Genomic DNA, 26,429 nt, shown 5'->3' with positions numbered 1-26,429 from the left:
GAAAGGTTATACCGAATCCGGTCGAGCTTCTTACTATGCGGATAAACATCAAAACAGAAAAACAGCTAGTGGTGAGATTTACAAACATAATTTAAAAACGGCTGCACACAAAAAGCTGCCTTTTGGTTCAACTGTAAAAGTTAAAAATATCAAGAATGGCAAAAGTATCATTGTTAAAATTAATGATCGCGGACCATTTGTTAAAGGTCGAATTATTGATCTCTCAAAATCTGCTTTCCGTAGTATAGGTAGCGCCTCTTCAGGTTTAATCGACGTCAAAATTGAAGTGGTAAGGTAGCACAAATCGGGATAGGGAGCAGCCTCACGGCTACCCCCTCCCACACCACGCAGCGAACGAGTCACGTACTGAGCGGTTCGGCTGATCAGGCAGAACGAGGTCCTGGGAGAAACAAGCCGAGCGGATCAAAGCAGGCGTTTGGCATTGCGATCACGACCCACTTGACTTTGCTCATTCGCCACGCCCCTTTTCGGGAACATCCCGTCAGGAGGGCGTGGAGGCAGCACCCCGTGCGTTCGCGGCACCCTGCCTCGGCAGGGCGGCTTCCTCCCCGAGTACCGTCGCCGGGACCCGGTTGCCTGCCGCTATCCCCTTCGCCGCCATCAGGCTGGGTTTGGGACTTGCCGTAGGCGCTGCTTTGCACGCCTCGGCGCACCCTTTAGAATACGTGCCGTGCCCGGCACACAAGAGCGTCAACACGGACGCTCAGCAAGTGGCGCTTGCTCCGCACCCGTAACGATCCCCGTTGGCCGACAGGAAAACCCAATGAATGTATTCGAAGAATTCAAGCGGATGGTATTGGAGTTGGAGAAACAGAAAGTTAGGTATGCCCTTGTTGGAGGGGTTGCAATGGCTTTTTACTCCGAACCCCGATTTACCAGGGACATTGAAATCCTTGTGGACATCGATGATTTTGATAAGGCAAAAGCCCTTCTGGAGAAGGATGGATATTTTGAATCCGCATCCCCTTGGACATTCAGAAACGTGGCCATCGAGCTCCACCGATTTTTAAAAATCGTAGCCCCAGAAGACGAAATGATGATCGATATCCTCATTGCGAAAGATGAAGAAGTCAGAAGGATAATTCAGAATGCTGTCGAAGCGGAATCGGAAGAAGGAAGAGTGATGCTTGCGGATAAGAAAGATTTGATCTGGCTTAAGAGGTCGAGAGACTCGAAACAGGATCAGGCTGATATAGAGAGGCTTGAAGATGACAAAGATCGATAAGGTTCTAAAAAAGCTCAGCGAACTTTACGAGTTCAACCGAAAGATCAAAGCTTATAACTTGAAAGAAATGGCCATCGGGATAGGGAGCAGCCTCACGGCTACCCCCTCCCACACCACGCAGCGAACGAGTCACGTACTGAGCGGTTCGGCTGATCAGGCAGAACGAGGCGCTGGGAGAAACAAGCCGAGCGGATCAAAATAGGCGTTTGGCATTGCGATCACGACCCACTTGACTTTGCTCATTCGCCACGCCCCTTTTCGGGAACATCCCGTCAGAAGGGCGTGGAGGCAGCACCCCGTGCGTTCGCGGCACCCTGCCTCGGCAGGGCGGCTTCCTCCCCGAGTACCGTCGCCCGGGACCCGGTTGCCTGCCGCTATCCCCTTCGCCGCCATCAGGCTGGGTTTGGGACTTGCCATAGGCGCTGCTTCGCGCGCCTCGGCGCGCCCTTCAGAATACGTGCCGTGCCCGGAACACAACACGGGCTGGCAATTCCGCTGCGCTCCATTGCCAGCCGGTTATGCGGATCGTTGGGCTTCAATAGAAAGGAGAAAGGCAAATGGCAAAACGGATAATCTGGGCTGTTGTGGCGGTGTTTATAGCATGGTCGATTCTGGATTTCATACTGCACGGATTGCTTCTTCGGTCCACCTATGAAGCCACGGCCAACCTGTGGCGCCCGATGGACCAGATGAACATGCCGCTGATGTATTTCGTCACGCTGGTATTCACTGTATGTTTCGTGCTGATCTATGGACTTCTGGTCGGACAGAAATCACTGGCGTCGGGCATTCGATTCGGAGCGCTCTTCGGTCTTGCCACCGGCATTTCAATGGGTTTCGGCTCCTACAGCTATATGCCCATTCCTCTAACGCTCGCATGGAGCTGGTTCCTTGGAAGCTGGATCGAAGCAATTACAGCGGGAGCAATTGTCGGAGCGATATTGAAATCTTGAGGCTTAATAGACGAAAGCCCAACCCATAATGTTTGACCTGACCGGGCGGCAGGAGATATCCCATGAAAAGCCGAGCCGGCTTCCCGGTCAGAATCAAACCTGTGTTCGCGCGCCAACAAGCCTGTTTAGCGGTTACGGCATGCTCTTTGACAATCTTCTTTCGCCGCGTGTTTCAGTTATCCCGAGCCGCGATATCCCGGCATCTGGTGGGGCAGCACTGTATGGCGATATCTCAGTTCGCCCCCGCAATCCGGGCAGATCGGGACGGTTCTTTCGCGAACTTCCCGAGACGCTTTCGAAACCGCCACGTCAAATCCGTGCATCATCTCGATGGACCTTCGGACCTTTTCCAGGGGATCCCCAAAAACAGTGTGCTCGAGCAGGGGGCGAGGTCGTCCGGGCCCCGGAGGACGCCGTGGGCGAGCTCCGTTGGTACGCCCGCCGCGGGCCACAAATCCCTTGACAGGAGGGAATCGGAAGCGATATCAGCGGTTATTTTGCAGCATGCTCCCGGCTTCGGCAGGGAGAAACCCATATCACCCCCGGACTGAGAGATCGGCCATGCCCCCTGCTCCCCCCATCGACGCCACCCCCCTCCCCGGCGGCCGGTTGAGCCGAGAGGACTTTTCGCGGATTCATGACCGGACCGCGGCCATCCTCTCCCGGACCGGCATGTGGTTCGGCTCGGAAGCCGCCGTCGCCCTCTTCAGGTCCCGGGGATTCAAGACCGACGGACCGGTCGTCTTCTTCCACGAGGCCGCCCTCGAAGCGGCCCTGGCATCCGTCGCCTCGCGGTTCACCCTCCTGGGAAGAAACCCGGCCCACACCATCACCTTCCACCCGGACGAGATCGCCGTGGGCATGGGGCGGTCGGCGGCGTTCATCGTCGAGAATAACCAGACGCGGCGGAAGGCGGCAGCCAACGACTTCATCGAACTCTTCAAGCTGGCCCAGGCCCTGCCGGCCATCCGCATGATGGGCAACCTGGTGACCCCCGGCGACATGCCGCCCGCGGCGGTCTATCCCTTCATGATGGTCAACCAGATCCGCTGGTCCGACAAGCCTTACATCTTCATGGACCCGGGCGATATCGACCTGCTCTGCATCGCCTTCGGCATCACCCGGGAGCGGATGCGGGCGGATGCCGACAGGCAGATCGCCTACGCCCAGTCCACCATCAACCCCATCTCGCCCCTGGCCGTGAGCGGGGAGCAGGCGGATTTCCTCATGCTGTCGGCCGAATACGGCATGCCCGTGAGCCTCTCGCCGACCCCGGCCACCGGCAGCACCGGCCCGTGCACCCTGGCCGGCAACGTCCTCCTCAACAACTGCGAGGTGCTGGGGCTCCTGGTCCTGTCGCAGCTCGTCCGGCCGGGCCTTCCGGTCTTCTATGGCGTCTTCCCCAGCGGCATCGACATGCGGACCATGGCCGGCACCTACGGGTCCCCGGAGGCCCGCCTGATGGAGGCGGCCGCGGTCCGGATGGCCAGGTTCTACGGGATGCTGACCCGCGGCAACGTGGGCGCCACCGACGCCCTGACCTGCGATTTCCAGTCGGGGGCCGAGTCCATGTTCAATTTCACGACGGCCATGGCCAACCGGATCAACCACCTGCCGGGGTGCGGCCACTTGGGGAGCTTCGCCGCCGCCTCCAAAGAGAAGATGGTTCTGGATGCCGAGGCCGCCGCCTATGCCGGGCGCTGGATGCGCCCCATGGACCTGTCGGACGAGGCCCTGGCCGCGGACCTTATCCAGGAGATCGGCCCCCGGGGGAACTTTCTCACGGCCCGCCACACCTTCGCGAATTTCAGGACCGAACTCCACCATCCCGAGCTCTTCTCGCGGCCCACCTATGAAAAATGGGCGGCCGAGGGCAGGGATCTGGCCGCCCGGGCCGCCGACACGGCCGACGCCCTCCTCGCGGCCTACGTTCCGCCGGACCTGGACCGGGAGACGGACAAGGCCCTGGCGCGGTTTCTCGCCCCCTGACACCGCCACTTTTCCGGTCATCCAGGGCGTCGCGGGAGGTGGTGCAACCATCCGTCAAGATTGATAATAGAAAGGAAACCTCATGAACAGAATCCGACTGACGGCATCCGCCATCATCCTTGCCGCGGCGGCGGCCGTGTCTATAGCTTCAGCAACGGCAGACCGCCCCGGAGACGCGACGGTCAACACCCTCGTCAGGGGAAACAGCGCCTTTGCCGTCCTGCTGTATCGTGAACTCGGGGCCTCGGAGGGCAACCTCTTCTTTTCGCCCTACAGCGTCTCGTCGGCCTTGGCCATGGCTTACGCCGGCGCCCGCGAAAATACGGCCAAAGAAATGAAGGAAACCCTCCGGTTCCAGCTCGATGAGCCTCAACTGCATTCCGCGTTCAAGCAACTGAATCAGGAACTCGCAGCCAATGCGCACAAAGCCGGTCAGAAGGTGAACATTGCCAACGGGCTATGCCTGACCGGAGGGGATGTCAGCAAGGAATTCAAGGCGGTATTGAAGGAAAACTACGACGCCGAGCTTTTCGCCGGCGGGCTCGACAGGATCAACGGGTGGGTCGAGAGGAAGACCGAAGGCAAAATCGACAAGATCCTTGACACGATAGACCCCAATTCGGCGTGTGTGCTCCTGAACGCCGTCTACTTCAAGGGGGCCTGGGAGCACCGGTTCAAGGACGACCAGACCCATGAAGCCCCTTTCAGGCTGTCGTCGAAAGAAGAGGTCGAAGCCCGCCTCATGTACCAGAAACGAAGCTGCCAACTCCTCACGAAAGAGGATTTTCAAGCCATCTCGATGCCCTACAAAGGCGGGAGAATGTCCATGATTCTCCTGCTCCCGGAGGATGTGGACGGCCTGGCGGAGCTGGAAAAGCAGTTGACCGCGGAGACCCTGACGCAGTGGATGGCGGAGCTGGACAAGACGCCCGCGCAGGAAACGGAGCTGTTCTTACCAAAATTCAAGATGGAAACCGGATATGACCTGGTGCCCCCCTTCCGGGCGCTGGGCATGCGGGATGCGTTTGACACCGGCGGAAAGGCCGACTTTCGAGGCATGGGATGGCCGAAGGGAGAGCTGTGGATCTCGCAGATCCAACACAAGGCCTTCGTCGAGGTGAACGAGGAGGGTACGGAGGCGGCGGCCGCGACAGCCGTTGAAATGCAGTTGACATCCGCCCGATATTATCCGGTCTTTCGCGCGGATCACCCGTTCATCTTTGTCATTCGCGACAACGCCAGCGGCGGCATTCTGTTCATGGGGAGAGTGGCGGATCCCCGCGGCAACCGGAAATAAAGAGCTCACCAGAACCGAATCAAGCACGGCTTCGGGTCCGCCGCGGCGTTTTCGGGCCAACCCGAGGCGGCTCATTCCAGGCCTTATGCCTGAAAGGAAAAACCTATGCAGACGGATAACAGGATCAGCGCACTTTTGCTCGGTATCTTTATTTTTATGGGTTTATTTTCCGCAGGGTATCTGCTGGGGGGATCCGCCATCAAGTTCAAGGAGTATGAACGCAGCGTTACGGTGAAAGGGCTGTCCGAGCGCGAGTATGACGCGGATATCGTCATATGGCCGATCCAGTTCACGGAGGCGAGCAGCAGCCTGACCGAGCTATACGGCGCAACGGAAAGCAGCGCGGCCAAAATAAAAGAATATCTGGAACAGAGCGGCATCAAACCGGAAGAGACCTCTCTTTCCGCTCCAGCCATCACCGACAAATCCGCCCAGCAATACGGCAATAGCGAACGGCCGGAATTCCGATACACCGCGGTCCAGACCGTGACGGTCTACTCCAAAAACATCCCGGTCGTTCGTAGGGTGATGGGGTCGCTTTCTGAACTCGGGAAAAAAGGGATTGCATTCACCGGCGGCGAATATCAGACGCAGCCCGAGTATATGTTTACCCGGTTGAATGAGGTCAAACCGGAGATGATTGAAGAGGCCACAAGGAATGCGAGAGAGGTGGCCGGCAAATTCGCGTCGGATTCCAAGAGCACCCTGGGCAAGATCAAAAAAGCCTCCCAGGGGCAGTTCACCATCGAAGACCGGGACAAAAACAACCCGCATATGAAAAAGGTACGGGTGGTATCCACGGTTGAATATTACCTTTCGGATTGACGGGGCGAAGGGAAATCCATGAAGATTCGAAAAGCGGCGGGAGAAAAACCGGCCGCGGCAGTTGCAAACGACAGGCGCCTGTGCGAAGACCGCGGGCGCAGCCTTTTTGTTCGAGGGGATTGGGCAGCGCAATGAAGAAAGAAGTCATCGCCGCGGTCCTGCCGGACGGCGGCCGCGGGCTCGGCATCCAGCTTGAATGGGCCGACACCGAAACCGCCGTGGACAAGGCCACCGCGATCCTCCAGCGGGAGATCTACCGCCGTTTCCATGAAGATCCGGCCGGCGCCCTGCTCTATCTCTGTTTCTGCGACCGGGATGTCCCCCTCTCCCCTTCCCTCGATTACTGGCGGAGGTTTGCCGGGTGTTTTGCGGAAAAGCTGATCCGCACCCCGGACCTGGAAATCCTGCGCCATGACGTCGAGGTGCCGATCCCGGCGGAGGAAATGGGCCATGCCCTGGAGAGCGCCCCCCTCATGACGGGCTCGGAATACCTGAACATGGCGCGTCTTGAAGGCACCTGGCAATGGCTGAACCATGTCTTCCGGCACGCGGTCAAAGGCTATCCCGGCACCGTTGCGGCCTTCATCAATACCTACAGCCCCGACATCCACCTCGTGGGGCGGGTCTTCTTTCATCTGGTGGAGAACAAAAAAGGCGAGCTGCCGTTCGCGTTCCTGGCCACCTATTCCACGGGCCTCAATGAAGCGGGGGCGTCGAAACATCTGCCCCTGAAGCATGCCCTCCGGGAATATGCCGACCAGAGCGACAAGCTGCTGGAACTCCTGGCAACAGTTCACGCGGCGGCCCGGCGGAGCGCCCTGGTCGCCGATCTCATCGAGAGCGGCGAGCTCTTTCATCCCCTGGCCTGGTCCGCCCGGGAGGCCTTTGATTTTTTAAAGGAGATCCCCCTCTACGAGGCCTCGGGCATCCTCTGCCGGATTCCCAACTGGTGGAAGGGCGCCGCCGCGGGCGTGCGGATGACCCTCACCATCGGCGACGCGCAGCCGGCGTTCGTGGGGATGGATGCCCTGCTCAGCTTCAACGCGCAGCTCGTGATCGGCGACACCCCGATCTCCGAAGCGGAGGCCCGGGAGCTGCTCGCCGCCGCCGAAGGGCTGGCGTTCATCAAGAACAAGTGGGTGGCCGTGGACCCGGATAAGCTCCGGAAAACCCTGGATGCCTATGACAAGGCCGGAGACCTCATCGAGAACCGGGGGCTGTCCATGCGGGATGCCCTGCGGATGCAGCTGCATCCGGACCGGATTCCCGGCGGCGCCGACCCGGATCTCGACGTAACCGTCTCCAACGGCCAGTGGATGACCTCGGTCATCCAAAAAATGCGGAACCCGGACCTGCCGTCCGAGGCCAGACCCGGCAAAGGCTTCCGGGCCACCCTCAGGGAATACCAGAAAAAGGGCGTAAACTGGCTCCACCTGCTCCACTCCCTTGGATTGGGGGCCTGCCTGGCGGACGACATGGGGCTCGGCAAGACCGTCCAGCTCCTCTGTTTCCTGAGCGCCATCCGGTCGGAATCCCCGAAACAGGCGAGCCTCCTGGTGATCCCGGCCTCCCTCATCGCCAACTGGGTGAGCGAGATCGAGCGGTTTTATCCCAGCCTCAAATACGATGTGGCCCACCCGGATATCCAGCCCCGCAAGGTCGTGGCGGAAAAAACGAAAAAAGCCCTGGACCAGCTGGATCTGGTCATCACGACCTACGCCCTGGCCCGGAAATATGAATGGCTCAGGGCCTACGACTGGCGGTATGTCATCCTCGACGAGGCCCAGGCCATTAAAAACCCCGGCACCCGGCAGACGAAAAGCGTCAAGACCCTCAAGGCCTGGAACCGGATCGTCATGACCGGCACCCCCATCGAAAACCGGATCGGCGATCTCTGGTCGCTCTTCGATTTTCTCAACCCCGGGCTCCTCGGCAACCGGACCGAATTCGCCCGGTTCGCCAAGACCCTGAAGGAGGACACGAAAGGTTACGGCCGCCTCCGCCGGGTCATCAGCCCGTATATCCTAAGACGGCTCAAGAGCGACAGATCGGTGATCTCCGATCTCCCGGAGAAGGTGGAGATGAAAACCTACGCGACCCTCTCCAAAAAACAGATCGTCTTTTACCGGAAACTGATCCATGACCTTGAAACCGCCCTCGCAAAATCCGATGGGATCGAGCGCAAGGGGATGATCCTGGCGTTTCTCATGAAATTCAAGCAGATCTGCAACCATCCGGACCAATACCTCGGCACCGGGAATTTCGACGAGGGGGACAGCGGCAAATTCGAGCGGCTCCGCGACATCTGCGAAACCATTCATGAAAAGCGGGAGCGGGTCCTGGTGTTCACCCAGTTCAGGGAGATGACGGAGCCGCTTTCGGGTTTTCTGAAAGGCGTCTTCGGCCGAAGCGGCCTGGTCCTGCACGGCGGCGTGCCCGTGGGGAAACGAAAAAAAATCATTGAAGCGTTTCAAGATGACGAATATACCCCGTATCTGGTGCTGTCCCTCAAGGTCGGCGGCGTCGGCCTGAACCTGACCCGGGCCAGCCACGTCATCCATTTTGACCGGTGGTGGAACCCGGCCGTCGAAAATCAGGCCACGGACCGGGCCTTCCGGATCGGCCAGAAGAAAAACGTCCTGGTGCATAAATTCCTGACCCAAGGCACCATCGAGGAAAAGATCGACCAGATGCTCGAGGCCAAATCGAAGCTGTCCCATGAGGTGATCGCCGCAAGCGGGGAGAACTGGATCACTGAAATGGATCACGACGAGCTGATGAACCTGTTCAAACTGACATTATAAACCGCCGGAGGGAATATGGGATACTGGGGGTATCCGCGCTACGTATCGGTGGCGGAAAAGCGGGCCAAGGCCGAAAAAAAACTGAAGCAGCTCCTGAAGAAAAACCCCGGCATGCGCCCGGTGATCCTCCAGGGCAGTGCCATCGCCAACACGTGGTGGGGGAAATCCTGGAACGAAAATCTTGAACGGTATGCCGACTACGGCAACCGCATCGGCAGGGGGCGAAGCTACGTCCGGAATCAGGCCGTGCTGGACCTTCAAATTGCGCCCGGCAAGGTGGAGGCCCTGGTTCAGGGGTCCGCGTCCAGTCCCTACGAGGTGACCATCGGGATCAAGCCCATCCCGCCCGAAACCTGGAAGGCGATTCTGCGGGCCTGCGACGGCAAGATGGCCTCCCTTCAGGCGCTTCTTTCGGGGGAATTCCCCAAAGACCTCCAGGAGATTTTCATGGCCAAAGGAAAGGGGCTTTTTCCGGCACCCGCCGAGATCAAGCTCTCGTGCAGTTGCCCGGACTGGGCCGTCATGTGCAAGCATGTGGCGGCGGTCCTCTACGGCATCGGCGCGCGGCTGGACGAAAACCCGAACCTCTTCTTCACCCTGAGGAAGGCCGACGTCACCGAACTGATCTCAAAGGCCGTTGCGGATCAGACCGACAGTCTGCTGAAAAAGGCGAAACAGAAGAGCACCCGCGTGATGGATTCGGCCGACCTCTCGGATGTCTTCGGCATCGACCTTGCAAACCCTGCAGAAAATGACGACCATGCCGTCATGCCGAAAAGAACGGCAGGTGGAAAAACCCGCGGAAAGGCAAGCACCGGGGGTTCCGAACCGCCCCACGTCATCACGGCCGGCAAGTCCGGAACAGCTCCGCCAGTCCGGAAAAAGCCGGCTGAGCGGAAAAAATCGGTTCAGGGGACCACAAAAACACCGCCGGTCGGACCCCGGAAGAATGCATCGTCCAAAAAGCCGCAGGCAGGGACGGCGAAAACCGCCGGCCCGCCACCTCCGGTATCCGCCGTTGATCGCACCCTGGCCCTGATCCGGAAAAGCAAAAGCGGCATCGGGATTCCGGAGCTGATCGAAAAAACCGGGTTTGATCCCCGGAAGATATACAACATCGTTTTTCGCCTGAAAAAAATGGGAAAAATCAGGAGCGTCTCCCATGGGATTTATATCGGCGTGCCTTAACCGCAGTTGAATTGCGGCGATATTTATCCTGTTTCCCTTTTCGGGGGCCGCTTCGCTCCCGGTGCCCAAACGGTTCACCCTGAAACCGTCAGCTCATCCAACCTAAAATGGAGGTCACCGTGGCAAAAAAGAACAGAAAGGCAAATTCCCTCTACCAGCTCAAGGTTACCCTGATCAGCAGCAAACCGCCGATATGGAGAAGATTGATCGTCCAGGACAACATCCGGCTGGATCAGTTGCATTTCGTTTTACAGACCGCAATGGGATGGTCGGATTATCATCTGCATCAGTACCGGGTTGGAAACGATTGTATTGGAATTCCGGAACCGGATTTTGATTTTGACGTAAAAGATGAGCGCAAGGTGTATTTGCACGACATCATTTCCAAGCCAAAAGACTATGTTATCTATGAATATGACTTCGGTGACGGCTGGGAGCACAAAATTCTTCTCGAAAAAATTCTTCCTCTGGATTCTTTTGAGTCCCCCATCGTCATCAAAGGGAGCCAGGCGTGTCCTCCGGAGGACTGCGGGGGCATTTGGGGGTACTATGATCTGCTGAAAGCAATTCAAGATCCGACACATGAGGAACATGAATCCATGCTTGAATGGGTTGGCGGGGAATTCGACCCTGACGCGTTTGACATGAAGGCGATTAATAACAATTTTAAATCACTGGCATTTTGATTCGTCTCCGGTCGATTTTCAACACTTCAATTGTCAAGGACCACTGCCCACACATGCTGATTCAATTTGATCTCATCGATATCGGCGGAACCAATACCCGGGTGGCGCGTTGTGAATCTCAAGGCACGGGGGGTAGGCTTGTGGAGATGAAAACATACAACAGCAAAGCTTACTCTGGCCTTGAAGAAATTATCAATGACTATGGAAGCACGACAGGACGACGCGGCGAATACGCCGTGATCGGCGTAGCGGGGCCGGTGGTCGACGGCGCGGCCATGGCGACCAATCTGCCGTGGGTTGTCGATGAAGCCCGGCTGAAAAAGACACTCGGTTTTTCAAGGGTCAGCCTCATCAATGACGTCGAAGCCCTGGGCCATTCCATTGAGGTGCTGCAAAAAGACGATCTCGATGTCATCCATGCAGGCAGCCGCCGTGAAGGATTTCCGGCCGCCCTGATCGCCCCCGGGACGGGCCTGGGAGAAGCCTTTCTCATTCCGCATGAAAATGCCTATCGCGTCTTTTCCTCCGAAGGAGGCCATTCGGATTTTGCACCCGCGACCGACCTGGAACTCAAGCTCCTGGCTCACCTGCGCAGCAGCCGGGATCACGTCAGTTACGAGCAGGTCTGTTCGGGTCCGGGAATCCATACCATCTACCGGTTTCTGAAGGCGGAAGGGATCTGCCGGGAGCCGCCGTGGCTGAAAAGCCGGCTTGCATCGGCAGGCGACCCCGTCGAAATCATCGCCGAAAACGCCCTGTCCGGGAAAGAGGCTGAGGATATCACCGTCAAGGCGATTGATGTTTTCGTCTCGATCCTGGGCGCCGAAGCCGGGAACATGGCCCTGCGCTACAATGCCAGGGCCGGGGTCTACATCGGCGGCGGCGTCGCCTCAAAGATCCTTCCCTTCGTGAAAAAGGATGGATTTCTGACATCTTTCAAAACCAAAGGGCGGCTTTCGGGCGTTGTGTCGGACATCCCGGTCCTGCTCATCCGAAAATTCGAGGCCAACCTTTATGGGCTTGCCAATTATGCCCGCAAAACGCTGTGTGCCGGCAGATAGGCCGATGGAGGCGATCCTCGACACCCCCCCGGATCGGCGCCGGGCGAAGGACCCCGCACATGCGGCCCTATCCGCCGCCACTGCGCAATTTTCATGGAGATGACGATGAACGACGACAGAAAACAAAAGATAAACGACCACATCCAGCGGGACCCGTTTGCGCGGTTTTTAGGGGCCAGGGTTGAGATTCCAAAACCAGGCTGCAGCCGCGTGACGCTTACCGTTACGGACGACATGGTTAATTTTCACGGCAGCACCCACGGCGGCGTGATCTTTGCCCTTGGCGACATGGCCTTCGCCGCCGCCAGCAATTCCCATGGCCAAACGGCGGTGGCGCTGAACGTCGGCATCAATTTCCTGAAGGCCACCCGGGCAGGCGACCGGCTCATCGCCGAAGCCGTGGAACAGACGGCCTCCGGACCCATAGCGCTGTATGATATCACCGTGACGGATGGCCGGACCGGGGAGCTTGTCGCCAAGAGCCAGGACCTGGTCTATCGAAAAAAGGAATGGTTCGTCCCCGATACGGGCAGCAGCTCCGCATAGCCATGCCGAAGCCGTTCCCCCCTCACCGGCGCTCCCCGAAAAAGCCCGCGACAGGCCGTGCGGGGGATTGTTTCCCGGGCTGCCATGCGATGTGGTATGATGAATGATGGATAATTTCATTTGTAACGACCATCTGCTGCGGCATATCCGCGTCAACCTGAAACGATTCACGCCGCGGGCGTTGGACAACGCCGGCCGGAAAAAAGCTGCGGTGGCGATTACGGTGGTCGATATACAAAACGGCTCCGATCGTTGTGATATGGGGTTTTGTGAAGCGTGGCCCGGGCATGCCGCCATCATCCTGACCAAAAGAGCCTTGAAGCTCAGAAATCACGCGGGTCAATGGGCGCTGCCCGGAGGCCGCATGGAAGCAGGGGAAAGCCCGGAAGAGACGGCGCTGCGGGAACTCGAGGAGGAGGTCGGCTTGAAGCTGGGCGCGGATCAGATCATCGGGCGTCTCGATGACTACAGCACCCGGTCAGGTTTCACCATCAAGCCCGTGGTGGCATGGGGCGGCCCCTGTAGGACACTGACGGCCAATCCCCAGGAGGTGGCCTCCATTCATCGCATTCCTCTGGCTGAATTCATGCGCCGGGACGCCCCCATACTGCGGGACATCCCCGAGAGCGATCACCCCGTCCTGCTGATGCCTGTCGGAAATCACTGGATCGCTTCGCCCACGGCGGCGCTGATTTACCAGTTCAGGGAGGTGGCGATGCTGGGCCGGCATCAACGCGTCGCTCATTATGAGCAGCCCTATTTCGCCTGGCGGTAGAGGTGGGCTTGGGGAAAAATTGAGGATCACGGCACCCTGCCGCGGCAGGGCGGCTTTTTTCCGCAGGAGACGAGAGCCTGGGATGCCATGAACAAGACGTGTTTTCAGAGGATTCCTCTGCCTGGAAGAAACATCACACTGCTGGCTGTCTTTGCGGGCCTCCTGATCTTTGCATGCGGGTGCAGTGCCCACAGAAGCACCCCTCCAATTCCGTCGGAAAACAATCTTCCCCCCGGCTTCAGGACCCTGGAGGATGCCTACTGGTGGCGGTGCAGATTTAAACATACCTGGCCCAAGGAGGGGGATGCAGACCTGTCCCGGGACCTGCTTCTCGCACACGCCGTCGTCTCCCCTGCTCTTGCAGCGCATGCGGCCGATATCCCCTACTGGCGGTTTCACCGGAGAGCGGTTCGCGATACGGCAGGCCACCAGTTTACGTTCCTGTTTTACAGCAGACCGGAAATCGCGGCTGCTGTCTTTGCGGAAATCGCCCGGAGCAGGGTGCTCAGGAGCGCCATGACCGCGAACTTTGTGGAAAAAGTGATGATGGACGACCCGGATCACCCGAAATCACCCGATATTGGGGAAACCAGTGATCCGCGCTGGTCTTCGGCGCTTCGGAAGAACTGGCCGGCGTTTATTATGGGCGTAAGCTCTTTTTGGCTCGGACTGATCGACGATGGTATGAATGGCCTTCCCGGAGACGGTGACGACCCTCATGGGCTGATGGAAAAGTACCGCGGGGTTGATGCTGGAATTACGGAGATATGGAGAGACCAGGGGCAGCATGCATTGCTCCACCACCTGAATGCCGTGTTTGGATACGAAGAAATGCTCATCCAGAAGGCGGTATCGTTTTGATATTCTCAGGGGAATGCGGACACCGGCAAAGGAAGCAGGCAGTTGGAAACAGGCGACGGTCGGCCCCTATGCCTGCTCGTCATCCGCTGAAGGGGTCGGCTCTTCTTCAGTGTCGGCGCCTTCATTCACTTTGTTTTCCAGTTTGCTCTGCATCTTTTCCTCTTTCTTTTTTTTCTTGGCCAATTCCTTCTGACGTTTCTTGAACTGGTAATGAGATTTCGCCATGCATTTCCTTTCTGGTGGGTTGCCGATGGATCAGATTTCGGGGGACGGGGAAAACAATCTCACCCGGAATTGCTGCAGCGCGATGAACGCAATCATCAAAAAAGGCACCCCCCGTTTCACGGGAGATGCCTTTATTTGCTTTGAAAAAGCAGTTTAGACTACGGTCACATTGACAGCAGACGGCCCTTTCGGGCCCTGCTCGATGTCAAATGTCACGCGAGCGCCTTCACTGAGGGATTTAAAACCGGTTGCTCTGATTGCGCTGTGATGCACAAACACATCCGGCCCGTTTTCCTGTTCGATGAATCCAAAACCTTTTTGGTCGTTAAACCACTTTACAGTTCCATTTACCATTGTGTCATCCTCCTTTCCAAAAATTTCAACGTTACAAACTGAAGGATGACAGCGTTTAATAACGGATAATCCTCCCAGAAAGAAACCCTTCCGCCATACTGCGGCGAAACTTGATTGATGTTCAATAATAGGCATATTTATCCACAATAGCAAGCCAAATCTCTAATTTTTTTAACTGTCAACAGGTCCGCAACGGCCGCATACCGTGAAAATCCGTTTCTAAAGTGAATGAAATTGGTGTATTGGCGAAATTCCGACGCTGAGAATCGACTCCCCGTCACCAGGTCCTGAAATCTCCGGTGTCCAGGTGGACAAAGTTGGAACCGGCATAATATCCCACCCCGCCGGTGCGCAGGGCCATCGCCGAGTTTCGGATCTTCCGGGTGTTCATATCCGTGATGCGGATATCGACGGCTTGCCCTTTCGTGTGCAGGCTCTTCTTGGCGACAGCGTGGCTTGCCTTCCGTAATTCTGCATTGGTTTTCGGAGAACGGTAGCCGGAGATGATCTCGATGGTCCCCCGGCTTCCGGTGGTATGCTGAATTTTGCAGAGAATGTCCAAAAGGGCGGGATCGATGGGGTGGAGATCGCCCGTGCGAAAATCCCGCAGGAATCTTTTCATTTTTTTCTGAACCGAACGTGAACAGCGCCCCGGGGTGTGATAAATTTTGAGATATTCTTCGGTATGGGTGTGATAGAAGGAGAGTGGATATCTTTTGGGTGCCCTGGCCCAGCAGGTCAGCGGCGAACAGATGAGGATTCCGGCCGCTGCCTGTGCGGAGGCGACGAGAAAACGACGTCGGCTGATGGTCATCATGTGTTTCTTCCGTTTTCGTTGGGTTTCAGCAAGATCACGCTTATCAGCCCGATACTTCCGTTTGTGCCGATAGTTCCTTTTGCTCCGGTGGTTCCGATGGAGCCGCCGGCGGCCGGGTCTTCTCCGCCCGCGCCCCTCATTTATGGAACAGGGCCTGAAGCAGCTTCTGGTCCCGCCCGTAAACATCCCTGTTAAAGTATATTATCCCGTTCTTGTCAACCCATGATGTCTGGTAGGTGATATGAACCGGGAGCGGTTCCGGAAGCCGTCTCACGGTGTTCTTTCCCTCCCGGATGACGGCATCGACCCTGTCGCGGGTCCATGTGGTTTCCGCAGTTGAGAGGACAAAGGCGGCCAGGCCCAGGGGGTCGCTGACGCGGATGCAGCCGTGGCTGAAGTCCCTTTGGGTCCGCGAAAAAAGATTCTGCGTCGGGGTGTCGTGAAGGTATACGTCGTAGTGGTTGGGGAAGATAAATTTTACCCGCCCCAGCGCATTCCACGGCCCGGGGTCCTGCCGCAGCTTGAACCCCGACATCCTGGCCGGGCTGATGCTGTTCCAGTCGACGGAGGTCGAGCGGATCTCCGCAGCATCGGGGCTCCAACTGGAAAAAAGCCGGATATGCCTTCTGGCGAGGGAATGGCGATCCCGCCTGAGGTTCGGCAGCTCCTCGTTTTTGGCGATGCTCGGCGGAACGTTCCAGTAAGGGTTGAATTCAAGATAGATGATGCGGTCGCTGAAATTGGGGGTCTGATGCTGGAATTTCCCGACGATCACGGGGAAACTGAACGCCTCTTGCCCGCCGTCAAACGCCGTGAGATCGAAATTCGCAATGTTGACGAGAAGGTATTTCCGGCCGAGATCGTGTTCCTGCCATCGCCAGCGCGTCAGGTTGATGATGATCTGTTTGACGGCGTCGGATGCGGAGACGTTCATGGCGGCCAGGGTCTTGGGGCCGATGACGCCGTCGGGCTCAAGGCCGTGCCGCCTCTGGAACCTCGCGACCGAATGTGTCAGTGCGGGACCATAATATTCCGCATGGCGCGGGGCCTGCGCGACCCCCGGATCCAGGTCGCCCGTCACGGAAAGCCGCTCTGCGACCACGGGTATGCGAGCATCCTGATCCCCCGGCCGGATCTTCCTGCCGGCGGGGATGGAAGGCCATCCGCCGGCTTCCGCGAGCTCCCGGTAGGTTTTGAGCGCGCCCTTCAGAATCCTGTAATGCCGGTGCGCGGGGGGCAGGCTTGCCAGGTAGGCGCCAAGATCCGGGGCGGCAAGCACCTTTTTCATGCTCGAAAGCGGCGCAAAATCATCGTCCCCCGCTTCGGAGAACAGAACCGGCCGGGCATCCCTCAGCTTGATCTGGCCCTTGCTGACATCATGGATGTATTTGATCAGATTGAAGGTCAGCAGGGTGTCGAGCCTGGCGAGGGAATGGGGCCGGCGTTCGGCGAAGAGGGCTGCGATCTGGTCGATTTCGTAGTTTTTCGGGTCAAGCCCCTCGGTTTCGGCATTGATGAGAAAATCGAGGACCACCGAAGCCTTGGGGCTCGGCCCTTCGGGGGTGACCCATAAGGGCAGCAGGCCGGTGTAATGATAGACCGCGGCCAGGCAGAGATCCCTGGAGGTGACCGCAAGCTGCTCTCTCTCGTGGCTGAGCAGCTCTAAAGGGTAGCATTTCAGGTGCTCCTCCATGGCCGCCGTGAGCGCATCCATATCCTCCGACGCAAGGCAGGGCGGATGCACGAAGAGCCCTGCCATGACCGTCAGGATCATCAGAATGAAAGCCCTAATCCATCTCCCATCAGCGCGAAATCCGCGTCCCGATGCCGTGCCCCCCGAGGATGCCGCCGCCTGCCGCCGCCCCCCATTTTTTTTTTTGCAAGAAATGTCCAAGCCTGGATTACCCCTTTCCACGCGTCATTTTCGATCCTCCCGCGCCCCGCAAGGCCTGAAAAAGGGGGCGCCCCGAGGGGTAACCACACTTGGCCTTAATTAACGCTCTGATCTTATTGGGCTATATTAATAACATCGACCCGGATGGCGGGTCAATAGAAATTGCAGCGAAAATCTGGCGGGAAAGGCACGGTTTATCCGGAAAGCCGGATCGGTTCAGCGGCCTTGTCCCGGGCGTGCATTTCTGATAAGCATGCGTTACCTTACGGGCATACCAACAGGGGAGGCTACGCCATGACACCGGATGAAGCGATCAGAACGGCCATCACCTATGAGACCAAGATTCGGGACCTGTATCGGGATGCGGCCGCATCGACCCGGGACCCCACGGGGAAGCGCGTTTTCGGGCTCCTGGCCGAGGACGAGCAGCGGCATCTCGATTATCTTCACCACAAACTGGAGGAATGGGATCGGGCGGGCGTCATCCGGATAGATGACGTGAAGTCCGTCGTGCCTCCGGCACAGGCCATCCGCGACGGTATGGCGGCGCTTAGACAGACCATGGCCAGGGAAGACCGGACGGACGAGAAGCGGATGCTTGCCAAGGCCCTTGCCGTGGAGATCGAAACCAGCCGGTTCTATGAGAAGATGGTCGAGGAGATGGCCGATGACACCCGCCCCATGTTCGCCCGGTTCCTGGAGAGCGAACACGGTCACATCGAGATCGTCCAGGCCGAACTCGACTACATCAGCCGCACCGGCTACTGGTTTGACATCAAAGAGTTCGACATGGAATGATGCAGGACACCGACCCCATGAAGATCATCACCACCGACCTGTTGAACGCCATGATCGCCCTGGCCGGGCGAAATCCCCGGCGCCGGACGAACTACAACATCCACGAATCGGCCGACGACCCCGTCCAGCGCTACCTTATCGCCGCCCGGATGGATTCTTATTTCCGCCCCCACCGGCATCCCGTGGTCGCGGAGTTCGCCATCGTCGTCCTGGGGCGCTTCGATGTCCTCGTGTTCGACGACGACGGCCGGGTGATTCGGCGCGTCCCCGTCGGCCCGGGGACCGGCGCCGTCGGGTTTGAGCTCCAGCCCGGCGTCTGGCATTCCTGGGTGCCGATGACCGACGCCGCCGTGTTCGCCGAGGTCAAGGAGGGCCCCTACACCCCCCGGACGGCGGCTGAATTCGCCCCGTGGTCCCCCGCCGAAGGCACGCCCGAGGCGGCCCTGTTCCTGGACCGCATGCGCCGCGCCGACGCCGGCACGCTGCCGGCATAGGAGCGCCCCGCATGCTGCGCATCACGGAGGTGCGGCTCCCCATCGACCACCCCGAAGGCATGCTCCGGGACGCCATTCTCGAAAAGCTGTCCATCCCCGCCCATGAGCTGTCCGGCTACACCGTCTTCCGGCGCGGCGTCGACGCCCGGAAACAAAACCGCATCACCTTCATCTACACCCTGGACGTCGAGACCCCGAAGGAGAGCGAGATCTTGGCGCGCATGGCTGGTGACCCCCGGGTCAGGCCCGCACCGGACACGCGCTACCGCTTTGTCGCACACGCCCCCGCCGCCTTGAAAGACCGGCCCGTGGTGATCGGCACCGGACCCTGCGGGCTGTTCGCCGGCCTGGTCCTGGCCCAGTCGGGGTTCCGGCCGATCCTGCTCGAACGGGGACGGAGCGTGCGGGAGCGCACCGCCGACACCTTCCGGTTCTGGCGAAAACGCGCCTTCGACCCGGAATCGAACGTTCAGTTCGGCGAGGGCGGGGCCGGTACCTTCTCCGACGGCAAGCTCTATACCCAGATCCGGGACCCGAGGCACCTGACCCGCAAGGTGCTGACGGAGTTGGTTGCGGCCGGCGCCCCGCCGGAGATCCTTTACGTGAGCAAACCCCACATCGGCACCTTCAAGCTGGTGAAGGTCGTGGAGGCCATGCGCAAGACCATCGTCTCCCTGGGCGGCGAGGTCCGTTTCCGGACCCGGGTCCGGGACATCGAAATCCGAAGCGGCGAGGTCCGGGGCGTCGTCCTGGACGGCGGCGAAAAGATCCCCTGCACCCGCCTGGTATCAGCCATCGGCCACAGCGCCCGGGACACCTTCGAGATGCTTGCGGACCGGGGCATTCCCATGACGGCGAAGCCCTTTTCCGTGGGATTGCGCATCGAGCACCCCCAGGCCGTCATCGACCGGGCACGGTTCGGAAAGCAGGCCGGCCATCCGCTCCTGGGCGCGGCCGACTACAGGCTGGTCCACCACTGCCAAAACGGCCGCTCGGTCTACAGCTTCTGCATGTGCCCGGGGGGCACGGTGGTCGCGGCGACCTCGGAGGTCGGCTGCGTCGTCACCAACGGCATGAGCCAGTATGCCCGCAGCGCGCGGAACGCCAACAGCGCCATCGTCGTCGGCGTCACGCCGGAAGACTACCCCGGCGGCCCTCTTTCGGGCATCGCCTTTCAGCGCCGGTGGGAGCAGCGCGCATTCCTCCTGGGCGGGGAGAATTACGACGCCCCGGGCCAGCGCGTGGAAGACTTTCTGGCGGGCCGGCCGTCGACCGGGCTGGGTACGGTCCGGCCCTCCTACCGGCCCGGGGTCGACCTGACGGACCTCGCCGCCTGCCTCCCCGACTATGCCGTCGACGCCCTCCGCGAGGCCATCCCGGCCTTCGACAGGAAGCTCAGGGGGTTTGCCATGGACGACGCAATTTTGACCGGGGTCGAGACCCGCACCTCCTCCCCCCTCCGGATCCTCCGCGGCGGGGACGGCCAGAGCACCGGCCTGCGGGGCCTCTTTCCCGCCGGGGAGGGCGCGGGATACGCCGGCGGCATCGTCTCCTCCGCCGTCGACGGCATCGAAGCGGCGGAGGCCGTGGCCCTCAGCATCCTCGAGACCGAACCCGCAACAACCGACCCCGGCTGACACCGCCCCATGAAACCGAGACGGGGAAGACCGCTTCGGTTTTCCCCGATATCGCTGACCTCCCCGGAATCCTTCCCGGGAGGACCATGCCCTGAGCGCCCCCCGTTCAGGCGGTGATTTCGGCCGCCTCGGCCGCCGGCTTTTCCGACTTGGCGTGGTCCCGCGCCACCAGCATGTAGATGGACGGGATCACGAAGAGGGTGAATATCGTGCCGATGGCCATGCCGCCCACCAGGACCAGGCCGATGGAGTTCCGGGCCGCGGCGCCCGCGCCGGTGACGAGGGTCAGGGGAAAGTGGCCGGCGATGGTGGCGCCGCTGGTCATGAGGATCGGCCGCAGCCGGGTCATGGCCGCCTCGCGCACCGCCTCCCGCTTGCCCATCCCCTTCTCCTGGAGCTTGTTGGCGAACTCCACCACCAGGATGCCGTTCTTGGAGACCAGGCCTACCAGGGTCACGAGCCCGACCTGGGAATAGATGTTGAGGGTGGTGGTCCAGCCCTGGGTCCAGAAAGCCACGTTGGGGTCGGGCATCTTGAGGAAGGTGAAGACCAGGGCGCCGAACATGGCCAGGGGCACCGATCCCGCGAGAATCACGAAGGGGTCCCGGAAGCTGTTGAACTGGGCCGCCAGCACCAGGAAGATGAGGACGACGGCCAGGAGAAAAGCCTGGATGAACTTGTTCCCCTCGGTCCGGAGCTGGCGGGACTCCCCGGTATAGTCCAGCACGTAGCCCTGGGGCAGGATGGCCCGGGCCTCGTCCTCCAGGAACCGGAGGGCCTCGTCCAGGGGCCGGACCGCCACCCCGCTGATCTTGACCGCGTTGAGCTGCTGGAACCGGTTCAGGGACCGGGCCGTCGTGCTGTTCCGGATGGTCGCGATGGTGCTCAGAGGCAGGAGCCCGCCGTCGGGGCCGGCCACGTAAATATTGAGGAGCTGCTCGGGATTGAGGCGGTCGACCCGGCTGATCTGGGGGATGACCTTGTAGCTCCTTCCGGCGATGTTGAAACGGTTGACGTAATTGCCGCCCAGCATGGCCGCGATATCCTGGCCCACCTGTGCAAGGTTCAGGCCCAGGGAGGCCACCTTGTCCCGGTCGATGACGATCTCGGACTGGGGCTGGTCGATCTTGACGTCGATGATGGGCGGGAAGGCGAACATGCCGCTTTTCATGGCCTTGAACTGGATCTGGCGGGCGAACTGCAGGATCAGGTCCGACTCCGCCGTCGAGGTCAGGAGAAACTCCACCGGGAACTGGCCGCCGCCCGGCAGGGCCGGCGGGGTCACGGGGAACATCCGGATCCCCGGGATGACGGCGAGCTTTCCCTGGACCTCGGGAAGGATCTCAAACACGGTGCGGTCGCGCTCCTCCCATGGTTTGAGGACCATGCCTCCGAACCCGGATGTCGGGGAGGTGACCTGAAAGGTGAAGTTGGTTTCCGGGATGCTCAGGAAGGCATCGTTGGCGGCCGCGGCATAGGGGCTGTTCTGGTCGAGGGTTGAATTGGCCGCCGCGTCGAGGATGCCGAAAATGACGCCCTGGTCCTCGGTCGGCGCAAGCTCCACCGGCGACATGATGAACATGGGAACGGCAAGCAGGCTCACGATGATCCAGACCGTGTAGACCGCAGGACGTGCGTTCAGGGTCGCATCGAGAATCTTTCCGTACAGGGCTCGCAATCGGTTGAAGTCCCGGGAGATCTTTCCGGCGAGCCCGCGCTCTCCGATCCCGGGTTTGAGCAGTTTCGCCGACATCATGGGCGACAGGGTGAGGGCTACGACGCCCGAGATGGTCACGGCGCCGGCCAGGGTGAAGGCGAACTCCCTAAAGAGCGCGCCGGTGAGCCCGCCCTGAAGGCCGATGGGCGCGTAGACCGCCGCCAGGGTGATCGTCATGGCGATGATCGGACCGATCAGCTCCCGGGCGCCCAGGATGGCGGCGTCCGTGGGCGACTCTCCATTGCTCAGGTGCCGCTCCACGTTTTCCACCACCACGATGGCGTCGTCGACCACGAGCCCCACCGAGAGCACGATGGCGAGCAGGGTCAGCAGGTTGATGGTGAACCCGAACACCTGCATCAGAAAGACGGCGCCGATGAGGGAGAGGGGAATGGCCACCACCGGGATGAGCACCGAACGGAGCGACCCCAGAAAGAGGAAGATGATGACCACGACGATGAGGAGGGTGTCCCCCAGGGTCTTGGTCACCTCTCGGATGGCGTTGGTGATGTAATTGGTGGCATCATAGGCCACGCGGGCCGTCATGCCGGAGGGGAGCTGCCGCTCGATGTCGGCCATCTCATGGGTTACCCTCCGGATGACGTCGATGGAGTTGGCGTTGGGCAGGGGCCATATGCCCATGAACACGGCGGTCTGGCCCGAAAACCGGACCTCGGCGTCGTAGTCCTCCGCCCCCAGCGCGACCTCGCCGATGTCCTCGAGGCGGACGATGGCCCCGTCCTGCTCGCGGATGACCAGGCGCTTGAACTCCCGAACCGTGCTGAGGTCGGTATTGGAGATGAGGTTGACCTGGACGAGGGACCCCTTGGTCTCGCCCACCGCCGCCAGGAAATTGTTGGCGGCGAGGGCCTGCCGCACCTGCTGGGGGCTGATGCCGAAGGCCGCCATCCGCTCGGGCTTGAGCCAGATGCGCATGGCAAAGGTGCGGGCCCCCAGGATGTCGGCGCGCTGGACGCCCTCGATGGCCGAAAGCCGGGGCTGGACCACCCGGACCAGGTAGTCGGTGATCTCGTTCTGTTCGAGCACGTCGGAGGTGAAGCTGAGGTAGGCCGACGCAAACTGGCTGTCGACCGACTCGACGTTGATGATGGGCACCTCGGCCTCCGGCGGCAGGTCTCCGCGGACCTGGTCGACCTTTGAGCTGATCTCCGACAGGGCCTTGATGGGATCGTAGTTGAGCTTGAGGCGGACGGTGATGGTCGAGAGCCCCTGGGCGCTCTGGGACTCGATATACTCGATGCCGTCGGCCGCGGCGATGGCCCGCTCCAGGGGTGTCGTGATGAATCCCCGAACCAGCTCGGCGCTGGCGCCTACATAGACCGTCATGATCGTGACCGCCGAGTTTTCACTGCGGGGATACTGCCGGACGTTGACGGAGCGGATCGCCTGGAGCCCGGAGATGATGATCAGAAGGCTGACCACCAGCGACAGGACCGGCCGGTGGATGAAGATATCGGTAAACGCTTTCATGGTGAGAAACCCTGTATGACCTGTGTGCAAAGGCCGGCGCCTGACGTCCCGAAAGGCGTCGGCGAAGGCCCCTGATTCAGTTGTTTTCCGGCTTCGGGGCCGTCTTGAACTCCGGCGAGAGGGTGTTGTCGACGACGACGGACTGGCCGTTGCGGAGCTTGAAGACCCCGGTGCTCACGACCGTCTGCCCGTCTTCGAGCCCAGACACTACGGCGGCGAAGTCCCCCTGCTTCTCCCCCAGCCGGACGAACTGCTGGCGAAGAACCAAAGCCGGCTTGCCGTCCGTTTCAGATTTCTGCTCCTCTACGATGAACACGGAATCGCTGTAAGGGGCGAAGAGGACGGCCGTCTCGGGGATGACGATCACCGGCTTGGGATCGGGCATCACCACGGCCACATTGGCGAACATGCCGGGACGGAGCCGCTCGTCGGGGTTGTCCAGGGTAGCCTGGATGCGGATATTGCGGGTGGCGGAATCGACCTCCGGGTTGATGGCGGTGATCCTGCCTTCGAGGGTCTCACCGGGAAGGGCGTCGGTCTTGACCCGGACCGTAAGCCCCCTTCGCACCCGGGCGATCTCCTGCTGGGGCAGGAGAAAGTTGACGAAGATGGGATCGAGGGCCTGGAGCGTCACGATGGGGGTGCCCTCCTTCAGGAGCTGTCCCAGGTTGACGAGGCGCATGCCCAGCCTCCCCGAGAAGGGCGCCCGGATGGTCTTTTTCTCGATGAGGGTGCGGATGCCGTCCGCCTCTGCCACGGCCGACTTGAGCTGGGCGTCGGCGTTGTCGAACTCGGATTTCGAAATCGCCTGCTGGGCCAGGAGCCCCCTGGCGCGGTCGAAGTTGATCTTCGCCAGCGCCATCGCAGCTTCGGCGGCCCGCAGCCGGGCCTCTTCGGATGAGGTGTCCTGGGTCACCAGGAGATCCCCTGCCTTGACCTTTTTGCCGGGCGCAAAGGCGATGCGGGTGACCTTTCCGGTCAGCTCTGCCGTTACCATGACGCCCTGAACCGCCTCCAGGGACCCGACGGAGGGGATGAGGGATTCCCATGACGCGGCGGCGGCCCGGGCCGTGGTCACCGTCTCGGGCGGGGGGGAAAAGTTCTTCCCCTGGGCGACCATCTGCCCGATCTGGAGGGCCTTGATGCCGCCGATGACCCCGACCAGGGCGATCAAGCCAATAATGGTGAAAAATATTTTCTTTTTCATGACCCTGTTTCACAAAGAGAGGGATGAATCCCCATTAAACAAAACAAAACGGCTCCAAACCCCTGGAAACCGTCTCATCTGGTCCGCTTCCATCGTGGGTGGAACTATATTCCCTGAAGGCGTCGATGTCAATGCGGAGAAACCGGTAACGATGTTCCGGATTCCGCCCCGCCGACGTTCAAAATCCGCTTGCATTCAACTCCCTTTCCCGTATAACACCCGATAAGCCGGGAGGTGAATGGAAGCGCCGCGGCTCGCGGGCCGCCCAGCTTTCATTTTTTTTCATGGGAATCCAGCAAGTTCAATCAAGGGAAGCCATGTCCCATTTCGGAAATCTCCTATCCGTCGACCTCGCCGACGGTGCCGTCGCATCCCGCCCCCTGCCCGAATCGACGTGCCGGAAATGGCTCGGGGGCCGGGCCCTGAATGTGGGGATGCTCTACCGGCATCTCCGGGGTACGGCCCGTGGCATCCTCCCCCTCGCGCCGGAGAACCCGCTGCTGTTTTCCAACGGCCTCCTCACCGGGACCCCGGCGCCGTCGTCTTCGCGCCTCCATATCAACGCCGTGAGCCCCCTCACCGGGCTCCTGGGGAGCTCCAATGTCGGCGGCGATGCCGGGATCCGGCTCCGGGAGGCCGGATACGGGAGCATCGTCCTCCGGGGCCGGGCCGACCGGCCGGTCTTCCTCGACATCGGCCCCGACGGCGCGCACATCCGCGACGCCGCCGGACTGTGGGGGCTGGACACGGAGGAAACCCACGCCGCCCTGGAAGACCTCTTTCCCGGAGAGGCGTTCCAGTCCCTCGCCATCGGGCCGGGCGGCGAAACCGGCGCCGCCTTCGCCTGCATCGTGTCGGACCGGGACCATGCCGCCGGGCGGACGGGCATGGGCGCGGTGATGGGCGCAAAACGGCTCAAGGCCATCGTGGTCCGGGGGGACGGAAGGCCCCGGCGGGAGCAGAAGTCGGAGGCCGTCAGGGCGGCGGTCACGGACTACCTCCGCCGGATCACCGGCTCGCCGGATTTCAAGGTTTTCTCGGAGCTGGGCGGCGCAGGCTACGTCAAATGGGCCGACGACAACGCCCTCATGAGCACCCGCAACTACCGGGAGCGGCGGTTTTCCGGGTCCGTCGCCCTGGACGGCGCGGGCTTGAGGGAGGCCCGGGTCCGCACCCGGGGATGCGCGCGCTGCCCGGTGCGGTGCAAAGCCGTTCTCCGGTTCACGGAAGGGAAATACAAGGACCGGGACCTCTTCCGGCCCGAGTTCGAGCCCATGATCAACCTCGGGGCCAAGTGCGGCCTGGCCGACGCCCCCACCCTCATCCACCTGGACAACCTCCTGACCCGCCTGGGGCTCGACTCCACCTCGGCGGCCACGGCCATCGCCTTTGCCATGGACCTCCACGACCGGGGCATCCTCGACCGGAAGCTCTCCGGAGGCCTGGACCTCTCCTGGGGCAACGGCGCCGTTATGGAAACCCTCATCCGCCAGATGGCCGCGGGAGAGAGCCTGGGCGGCCTCCTGGCCGGCGGCGTGCGCCGGGCGGCCCAAGCCATCGGCCA

General features: G+C 60.6%; 23 protein-coding genes. 17 read left to right on the top strand and 6 right to left on the bottom strand.

All coding sequences use genetic code 11. The features are described 5' to 3' along the window. The 13 genes from ACEW8N_RS05895 to ACEW8N_RS05835 all read left to right on the top strand — a co-directional run. Nucleotides 1–298 (top strand): septal ring lytic transglycosylase RlpA family protein (locus ACEW8N_RS05895; RefSeq protein ID WP_373498879.1); only part of this gene is annotated, 298 nt, incomplete at its 5' end. Between the two features lie 486 nt (nucleotides 299–784). After that, nucleotides 785–1,246, top strand: coding sequence for a hypothetical protein (locus tag ACEW8N_RS05890; RefSeq protein WP_373498878.1), 462 nt, complete (start codon nucleotides 785–787; stop codon nucleotides 1,244–1,246). Nucleotides 1,247–1,803: 557 nt separating this feature from the next. Next, nucleotides 1,804–2,199 (top strand): hypothetical protein, encoded by a 396-nt coding sequence (locus tag ACEW8N_RS05885; protein WP_373498877.1) that lies wholly within the window; start codon nucleotides 1,804–1,806, stop codon nucleotides 2,197–2,199. Between the two features lie 561 nt (nucleotides 2,200–2,760). Continuing rightward, entirely contained in the window at nucleotides 2,761–4,188 is a 1,428-nt protein-coding gene (locus ACEW8N_RS05880; protein ID WP_373498876.1) for a trimethylamine methyltransferase family protein, read from the top strand. An 82-nt stretch (nucleotides 4,189–4,270) separates the two neighbouring features. Continuing rightward, entirely contained in the window at nucleotides 4,271–5,485 is a 1,215-nt protein-coding gene (locus ACEW8N_RS05875; RefSeq protein ID WP_373498875.1) for a serpin family protein, read from the top strand. 105 nt (nucleotides 5,486–5,590) lie between these two features. After that, nucleotides 5,591–6,310, top strand: a complete 720-nt coding sequence (locus ACEW8N_RS05870; protein ID WP_373498874.1) for an SIMPL domain-containing protein — start codon at nucleotides 5,591–5,593, stop codon at nucleotides 6,308–6,310. A gap of 131 nt (nucleotides 6,311–6,441) precedes the next feature. Further along, a complete protein-coding gene (locus ACEW8N_RS05865; protein ID WP_373498873.1) occupies nucleotides 6,442–9,114 on the top strand; it encodes a DEAD/DEAH box helicase in 2,673 nt (890 codons plus the stop codon). 15 nt (nucleotides 9,115–9,129) lie between these two features. Further along, nucleotides 9,130–10,302 carry an SWIM zinc finger family protein gene (locus tag ACEW8N_RS05860; RefSeq protein ID WP_373498872.1) on the top strand — a complete coding sequence of 391 codons (1,173 nt, stop codon included), beginning with the start codon at nucleotides 9,130–9,132 and terminating at the stop codon, nucleotides 10,300–10,302. 119 nt (nucleotides 10,303–10,421) lie between these two features. Further along, nucleotides 10,422–10,988, top strand: a complete 567-nt coding sequence (locus ACEW8N_RS05855) for a plasmid pRiA4b ORF-3 family protein (protein ID WP_373498871.1) — start codon at nucleotides 10,422–10,424, stop codon at nucleotides 10,986–10,988. Nucleotides 10,989–11,041: 53 nt separating this feature from the next. Next, nucleotides 11,042–12,049, top strand: a complete 1,008-nt coding sequence (glk, locus tag ACEW8N_RS05850; protein WP_373498870.1) for a glucokinase — start codon at nucleotides 11,042–11,044, stop codon at nucleotides 12,047–12,049. 105 nt (nucleotides 12,050–12,154) lie between these two features. Further along, entirely contained in the window at nucleotides 12,155–12,595 is a 441-nt protein-coding gene (locus ACEW8N_RS05845) for a hotdog fold thioesterase (protein WP_373498869.1), read from the top strand. Nucleotides 12,596–12,698: 103 nt separating this feature from the next. Then, complete coding sequence (locus ACEW8N_RS05840; RefSeq protein WP_373498868.1) at nucleotides 12,699–13,370, top strand: CoA pyrophosphatase; 672 nt, start codon at nucleotides 12,699–12,701, stop codon at nucleotides 13,368–13,370. An 87-nt stretch (nucleotides 13,371–13,457) separates the two neighbouring features. Then, the gene (locus tag ACEW8N_RS05835) at nucleotides 13,458–14,231 is read left to right on the top strand and encodes a hypothetical protein (protein WP_373498867.1); all 774 of its coding nucleotides are present in this window, start codon (nucleotides 13,458–13,460) and stop codon (nucleotides 14,229–14,231) included. Nucleotides 14,232–14,297: 66 nt separating this feature from the next. On the opposite strand, the gene ACEW8N_RS05830 is transcribed toward ACEW8N_RS05835, so the two are convergent. The 4 genes from ACEW8N_RS05830 to ACEW8N_RS05815 form a co-directional block, all read right to left on the bottom strand. Beyond that, nucleotides 14,298–14,456, bottom strand: coding sequence for a hypothetical protein (locus ACEW8N_RS05830; RefSeq protein WP_373498866.1), 159 nt, complete (start codon nucleotides 14,454–14,456; stop codon nucleotides 14,298–14,300). A 153-nt stretch (nucleotides 14,457–14,609) separates the two neighbouring features. Next, nucleotides 14,610–14,810 (bottom strand): cold-shock protein, encoded by a 201-nt coding sequence (locus ACEW8N_RS05825; RefSeq protein WP_373498880.1) that lies wholly within the window; start codon nucleotides 14,808–14,810, stop codon nucleotides 14,610–14,612. A gap of 277 nt (nucleotides 14,811–15,087) precedes the next feature. Continuing rightward, a complete protein-coding gene (locus ACEW8N_RS05820) occupies nucleotides 15,088–15,627 on the bottom strand; it encodes a YcbK family protein (protein ID WP_373498865.1) in 540 nt (179 codons plus the stop codon). Between the two features lie 136 nt (nucleotides 15,628–15,763). Then, nucleotides 15,764–17,401, bottom strand: a complete 1,638-nt coding sequence (locus ACEW8N_RS05815; RefSeq protein ID WP_373498864.1) for a murein L,D-transpeptidase — start codon at nucleotides 17,399–17,401, stop codon at nucleotides 15,764–15,766. A 414-nt stretch (nucleotides 17,402–17,815) separates the two neighbouring features. On the opposite strand from ACEW8N_RS05815, the gene ACEW8N_RS05810 reads away from it, so the two are divergent. Genes ACEW8N_RS05810 through ACEW8N_RS05800 form a run of 3 tightly spaced genes read left to right on the top strand, consistent with a single transcriptional unit; the run spans nucleotide 17,816 to nucleotide 20,450 of the window. After that, nucleotides 17,816–18,319: a ferritin family protein gene (locus ACEW8N_RS05810; RefSeq protein WP_373498863.1), complete on the top strand. Its 504-nt coding sequence runs from the start codon at nucleotides 17,816–17,818 to the stop codon at nucleotides 18,317–18,319. After that, the gene (locus ACEW8N_RS05805; RefSeq protein ID WP_373498862.1) at nucleotides 18,316–18,813 is read left to right on the top strand and encodes a WbuC family cupin fold metalloprotein; all 498 of its coding nucleotides are present in this window, start codon (nucleotides 18,316–18,318) and stop codon (nucleotides 18,811–18,813) included. The genes ACEW8N_RS05810 and ACEW8N_RS05805 overlap by 4 nt, the downstream gene beginning before the upstream one ends. A gap of 11 nt (nucleotides 18,814–18,824) precedes the next feature. Continuing rightward, on the top strand, nucleotides 18,825–20,450 hold the full coding sequence (locus ACEW8N_RS05800) for an NAD(P)/FAD-dependent oxidoreductase (RefSeq protein WP_373498861.1): 1,626 nt from the start codon (nucleotides 18,825–18,827) through the stop codon (nucleotides 20,448–20,450). Nucleotides 20,451–20,556: 106 nt separating this feature from the next. Here ACEW8N_RS05800 and ACEW8N_RS05795 read toward each other — a convergent pair whose 3' ends face one another. Both ACEW8N_RS05795 and ACEW8N_RS05790 read right to left on the bottom strand, forming a co-directional pair. Next, nucleotides 20,557–23,658, bottom strand: a complete 3,102-nt coding sequence (locus tag ACEW8N_RS05795) for an efflux RND transporter permease subunit (protein ID WP_373498860.1) — start codon at nucleotides 23,656–23,658, stop codon at nucleotides 20,557–20,559. 76 nt (nucleotides 23,659–23,734) lie between these two features. Continuing rightward, nucleotides 23,735–24,865, bottom strand: a complete 1,131-nt coding sequence (locus ACEW8N_RS05790; RefSeq protein ID WP_373498859.1) for an efflux RND transporter periplasmic adaptor subunit — start codon at nucleotides 24,863–24,865, stop codon at nucleotides 23,735–23,737. 317 nt (nucleotides 24,866–25,182) lie between these two features. Here ACEW8N_RS05790 and ACEW8N_RS05785 point away from each other — a divergent pair. Beyond that, on the top strand, nucleotides 25,183–26,429 hold a 1,247-nt coding region (locus tag ACEW8N_RS05785; RefSeq protein ID WP_373498858.1), incomplete at its 3' end, for an aldehyde ferredoxin oxidoreductase N-terminal domain-containing protein.

The sequence above is a fragment of the Desulfococcus sp. genome (assembly GCF_041737845.1).
Taxonomy (GTDB): domain Bacteria; phylum Desulfobacterota; class Desulfobacteria; order Desulfobacterales; family Desulfococcaceae; genus Desulfococcus.
The sequence above is the reverse complement of the archived record's forward strand: the minus strand, read 5'-3'. Positions and strand labels throughout refer to the sequence as shown.

What these genes read in the sequence shown, in the direction of transcription:
- ACEW8N_RS05890 (WP_373498878.1), top strand. Translation starts at nt 785, where the DNA reads ATGAATGTATTCGAAGAATTCAAGCGGATGGTATTGGAGTTGGAGAAA.
- ACEW8N_RS05885 (WP_373498877.1), top strand. Translation starts at nt 1,804, where the DNA reads ATGGCAAAACGGATAATCTGGGCTGTTGTGGCGGTGTTTATAGCATGG.
- ACEW8N_RS05880 (WP_373498876.1), top strand. Translation starts at nt 2,761, where the DNA reads ATGCCCCCTGCTCCCCCCATCGACGCCACCCCCCTCCCCGGCGGCCGG.
- ACEW8N_RS05875 (WP_373498875.1), top strand. Translation starts at nt 4,271, where the DNA reads ATGAACAGAATCCGACTGACGGCATCCGCCATCATCCTTGCCGCGGCG.
- ACEW8N_RS05870 (WP_373498874.1), top strand. Translation starts at nt 5,591, where the DNA reads ATGCAGACGGATAACAGGATCAGCGCACTTTTGCTCGGTATCTTTATT.
- ACEW8N_RS05865 (WP_373498873.1), top strand. Translation starts at nt 6,442, where the DNA reads ATGAAGAAAGAAGTCATCGCCGCGGTCCTGCCGGACGGCGGCCGCGGG.
- ACEW8N_RS05860 (WP_373498872.1), top strand. Translation starts at nt 9,130, where the DNA reads ATGGGATACTGGGGGTATCCGCGCTACGTATCGGTGGCGGAAAAGCGG.
- glk (WP_373498870.1), top strand. Translation starts at nt 11,042, where the DNA reads ATGCTGATTCAATTTGATCTCATCGATATCGGCGGAACCAATACCCGG.
- ACEW8N_RS05845 (WP_373498869.1), top strand. Translation starts at nt 12,155, where the DNA reads ATGAACGACGACAGAAAACAAAAGATAAACGACCACATCCAGCGGGAC.
- ACEW8N_RS05840 (WP_373498868.1), top strand. Translation starts at nt 12,699, where the DNA reads ATGATGGATAATTTCATTTGTAACGACCATCTGCTGCGGCATATCCGC.
- ACEW8N_RS05835 (WP_373498867.1), top strand. Translation starts at nt 13,458, where the DNA reads ATGAACAAGACGTGTTTTCAGAGGATTCCTCTGCCTGGAAGAAACATC.
- ACEW8N_RS05830 (WP_373498866.1), bottom strand. Translation starts at nt 14,456, where the DNA reads ATGGCGAAATCTCATTACCAGTTCAAGAAACGTCAGAAGGAATTGGCC.
- ACEW8N_RS05825 (WP_373498880.1), bottom strand. Translation starts at nt 14,810, where the DNA reads ATGGTAAATGGAACTGTAAAGTGGTTTAACGACCAAAAAGGTTTTGGA.
- ACEW8N_RS05820 (WP_373498865.1), bottom strand. Translation starts at nt 15,627, where the DNA reads ATGATGACCATCAGCCGACGTCGTTTTCTCGTCGCCTCCGCACAGGCA.
- ACEW8N_RS05815 (WP_373498864.1), bottom strand. Translation starts at nt 17,401, where the DNA reads ATGATCCTGACGGTCATGGCAGGGCTCTTCGTGCATCCGCCCTGCCTT.
- ACEW8N_RS05810 (WP_373498863.1), top strand. Translation starts at nt 17,816, where the DNA reads ATGACACCGGATGAAGCGATCAGAACGGCCATCACCTATGAGACCAAG.
- ACEW8N_RS05805 (WP_373498862.1), top strand. Translation starts at nt 18,316, where the DNA reads ATGATGCAGGACACCGACCCCATGAAGATCATCACCACCGACCTGTTG.
- ACEW8N_RS05800 (WP_373498861.1), top strand. Translation starts at nt 18,825, where the DNA reads ATGCTGCGCATCACGGAGGTGCGGCTCCCCATCGACCACCCCGAAGGC.
- ACEW8N_RS05795 (WP_373498860.1), bottom strand. Translation starts at nt 23,658, where the DNA reads ATGAAAGCGTTTACCGATATCTTCATCCACCGGCCGGTCCTGTCGCTG.
- ACEW8N_RS05790 (WP_373498859.1), bottom strand. Translation starts at nt 24,865, where the DNA reads ATGAAAAAGAAAATATTTTTCACCATTATTGGCTTGATCGCCCTGGTC.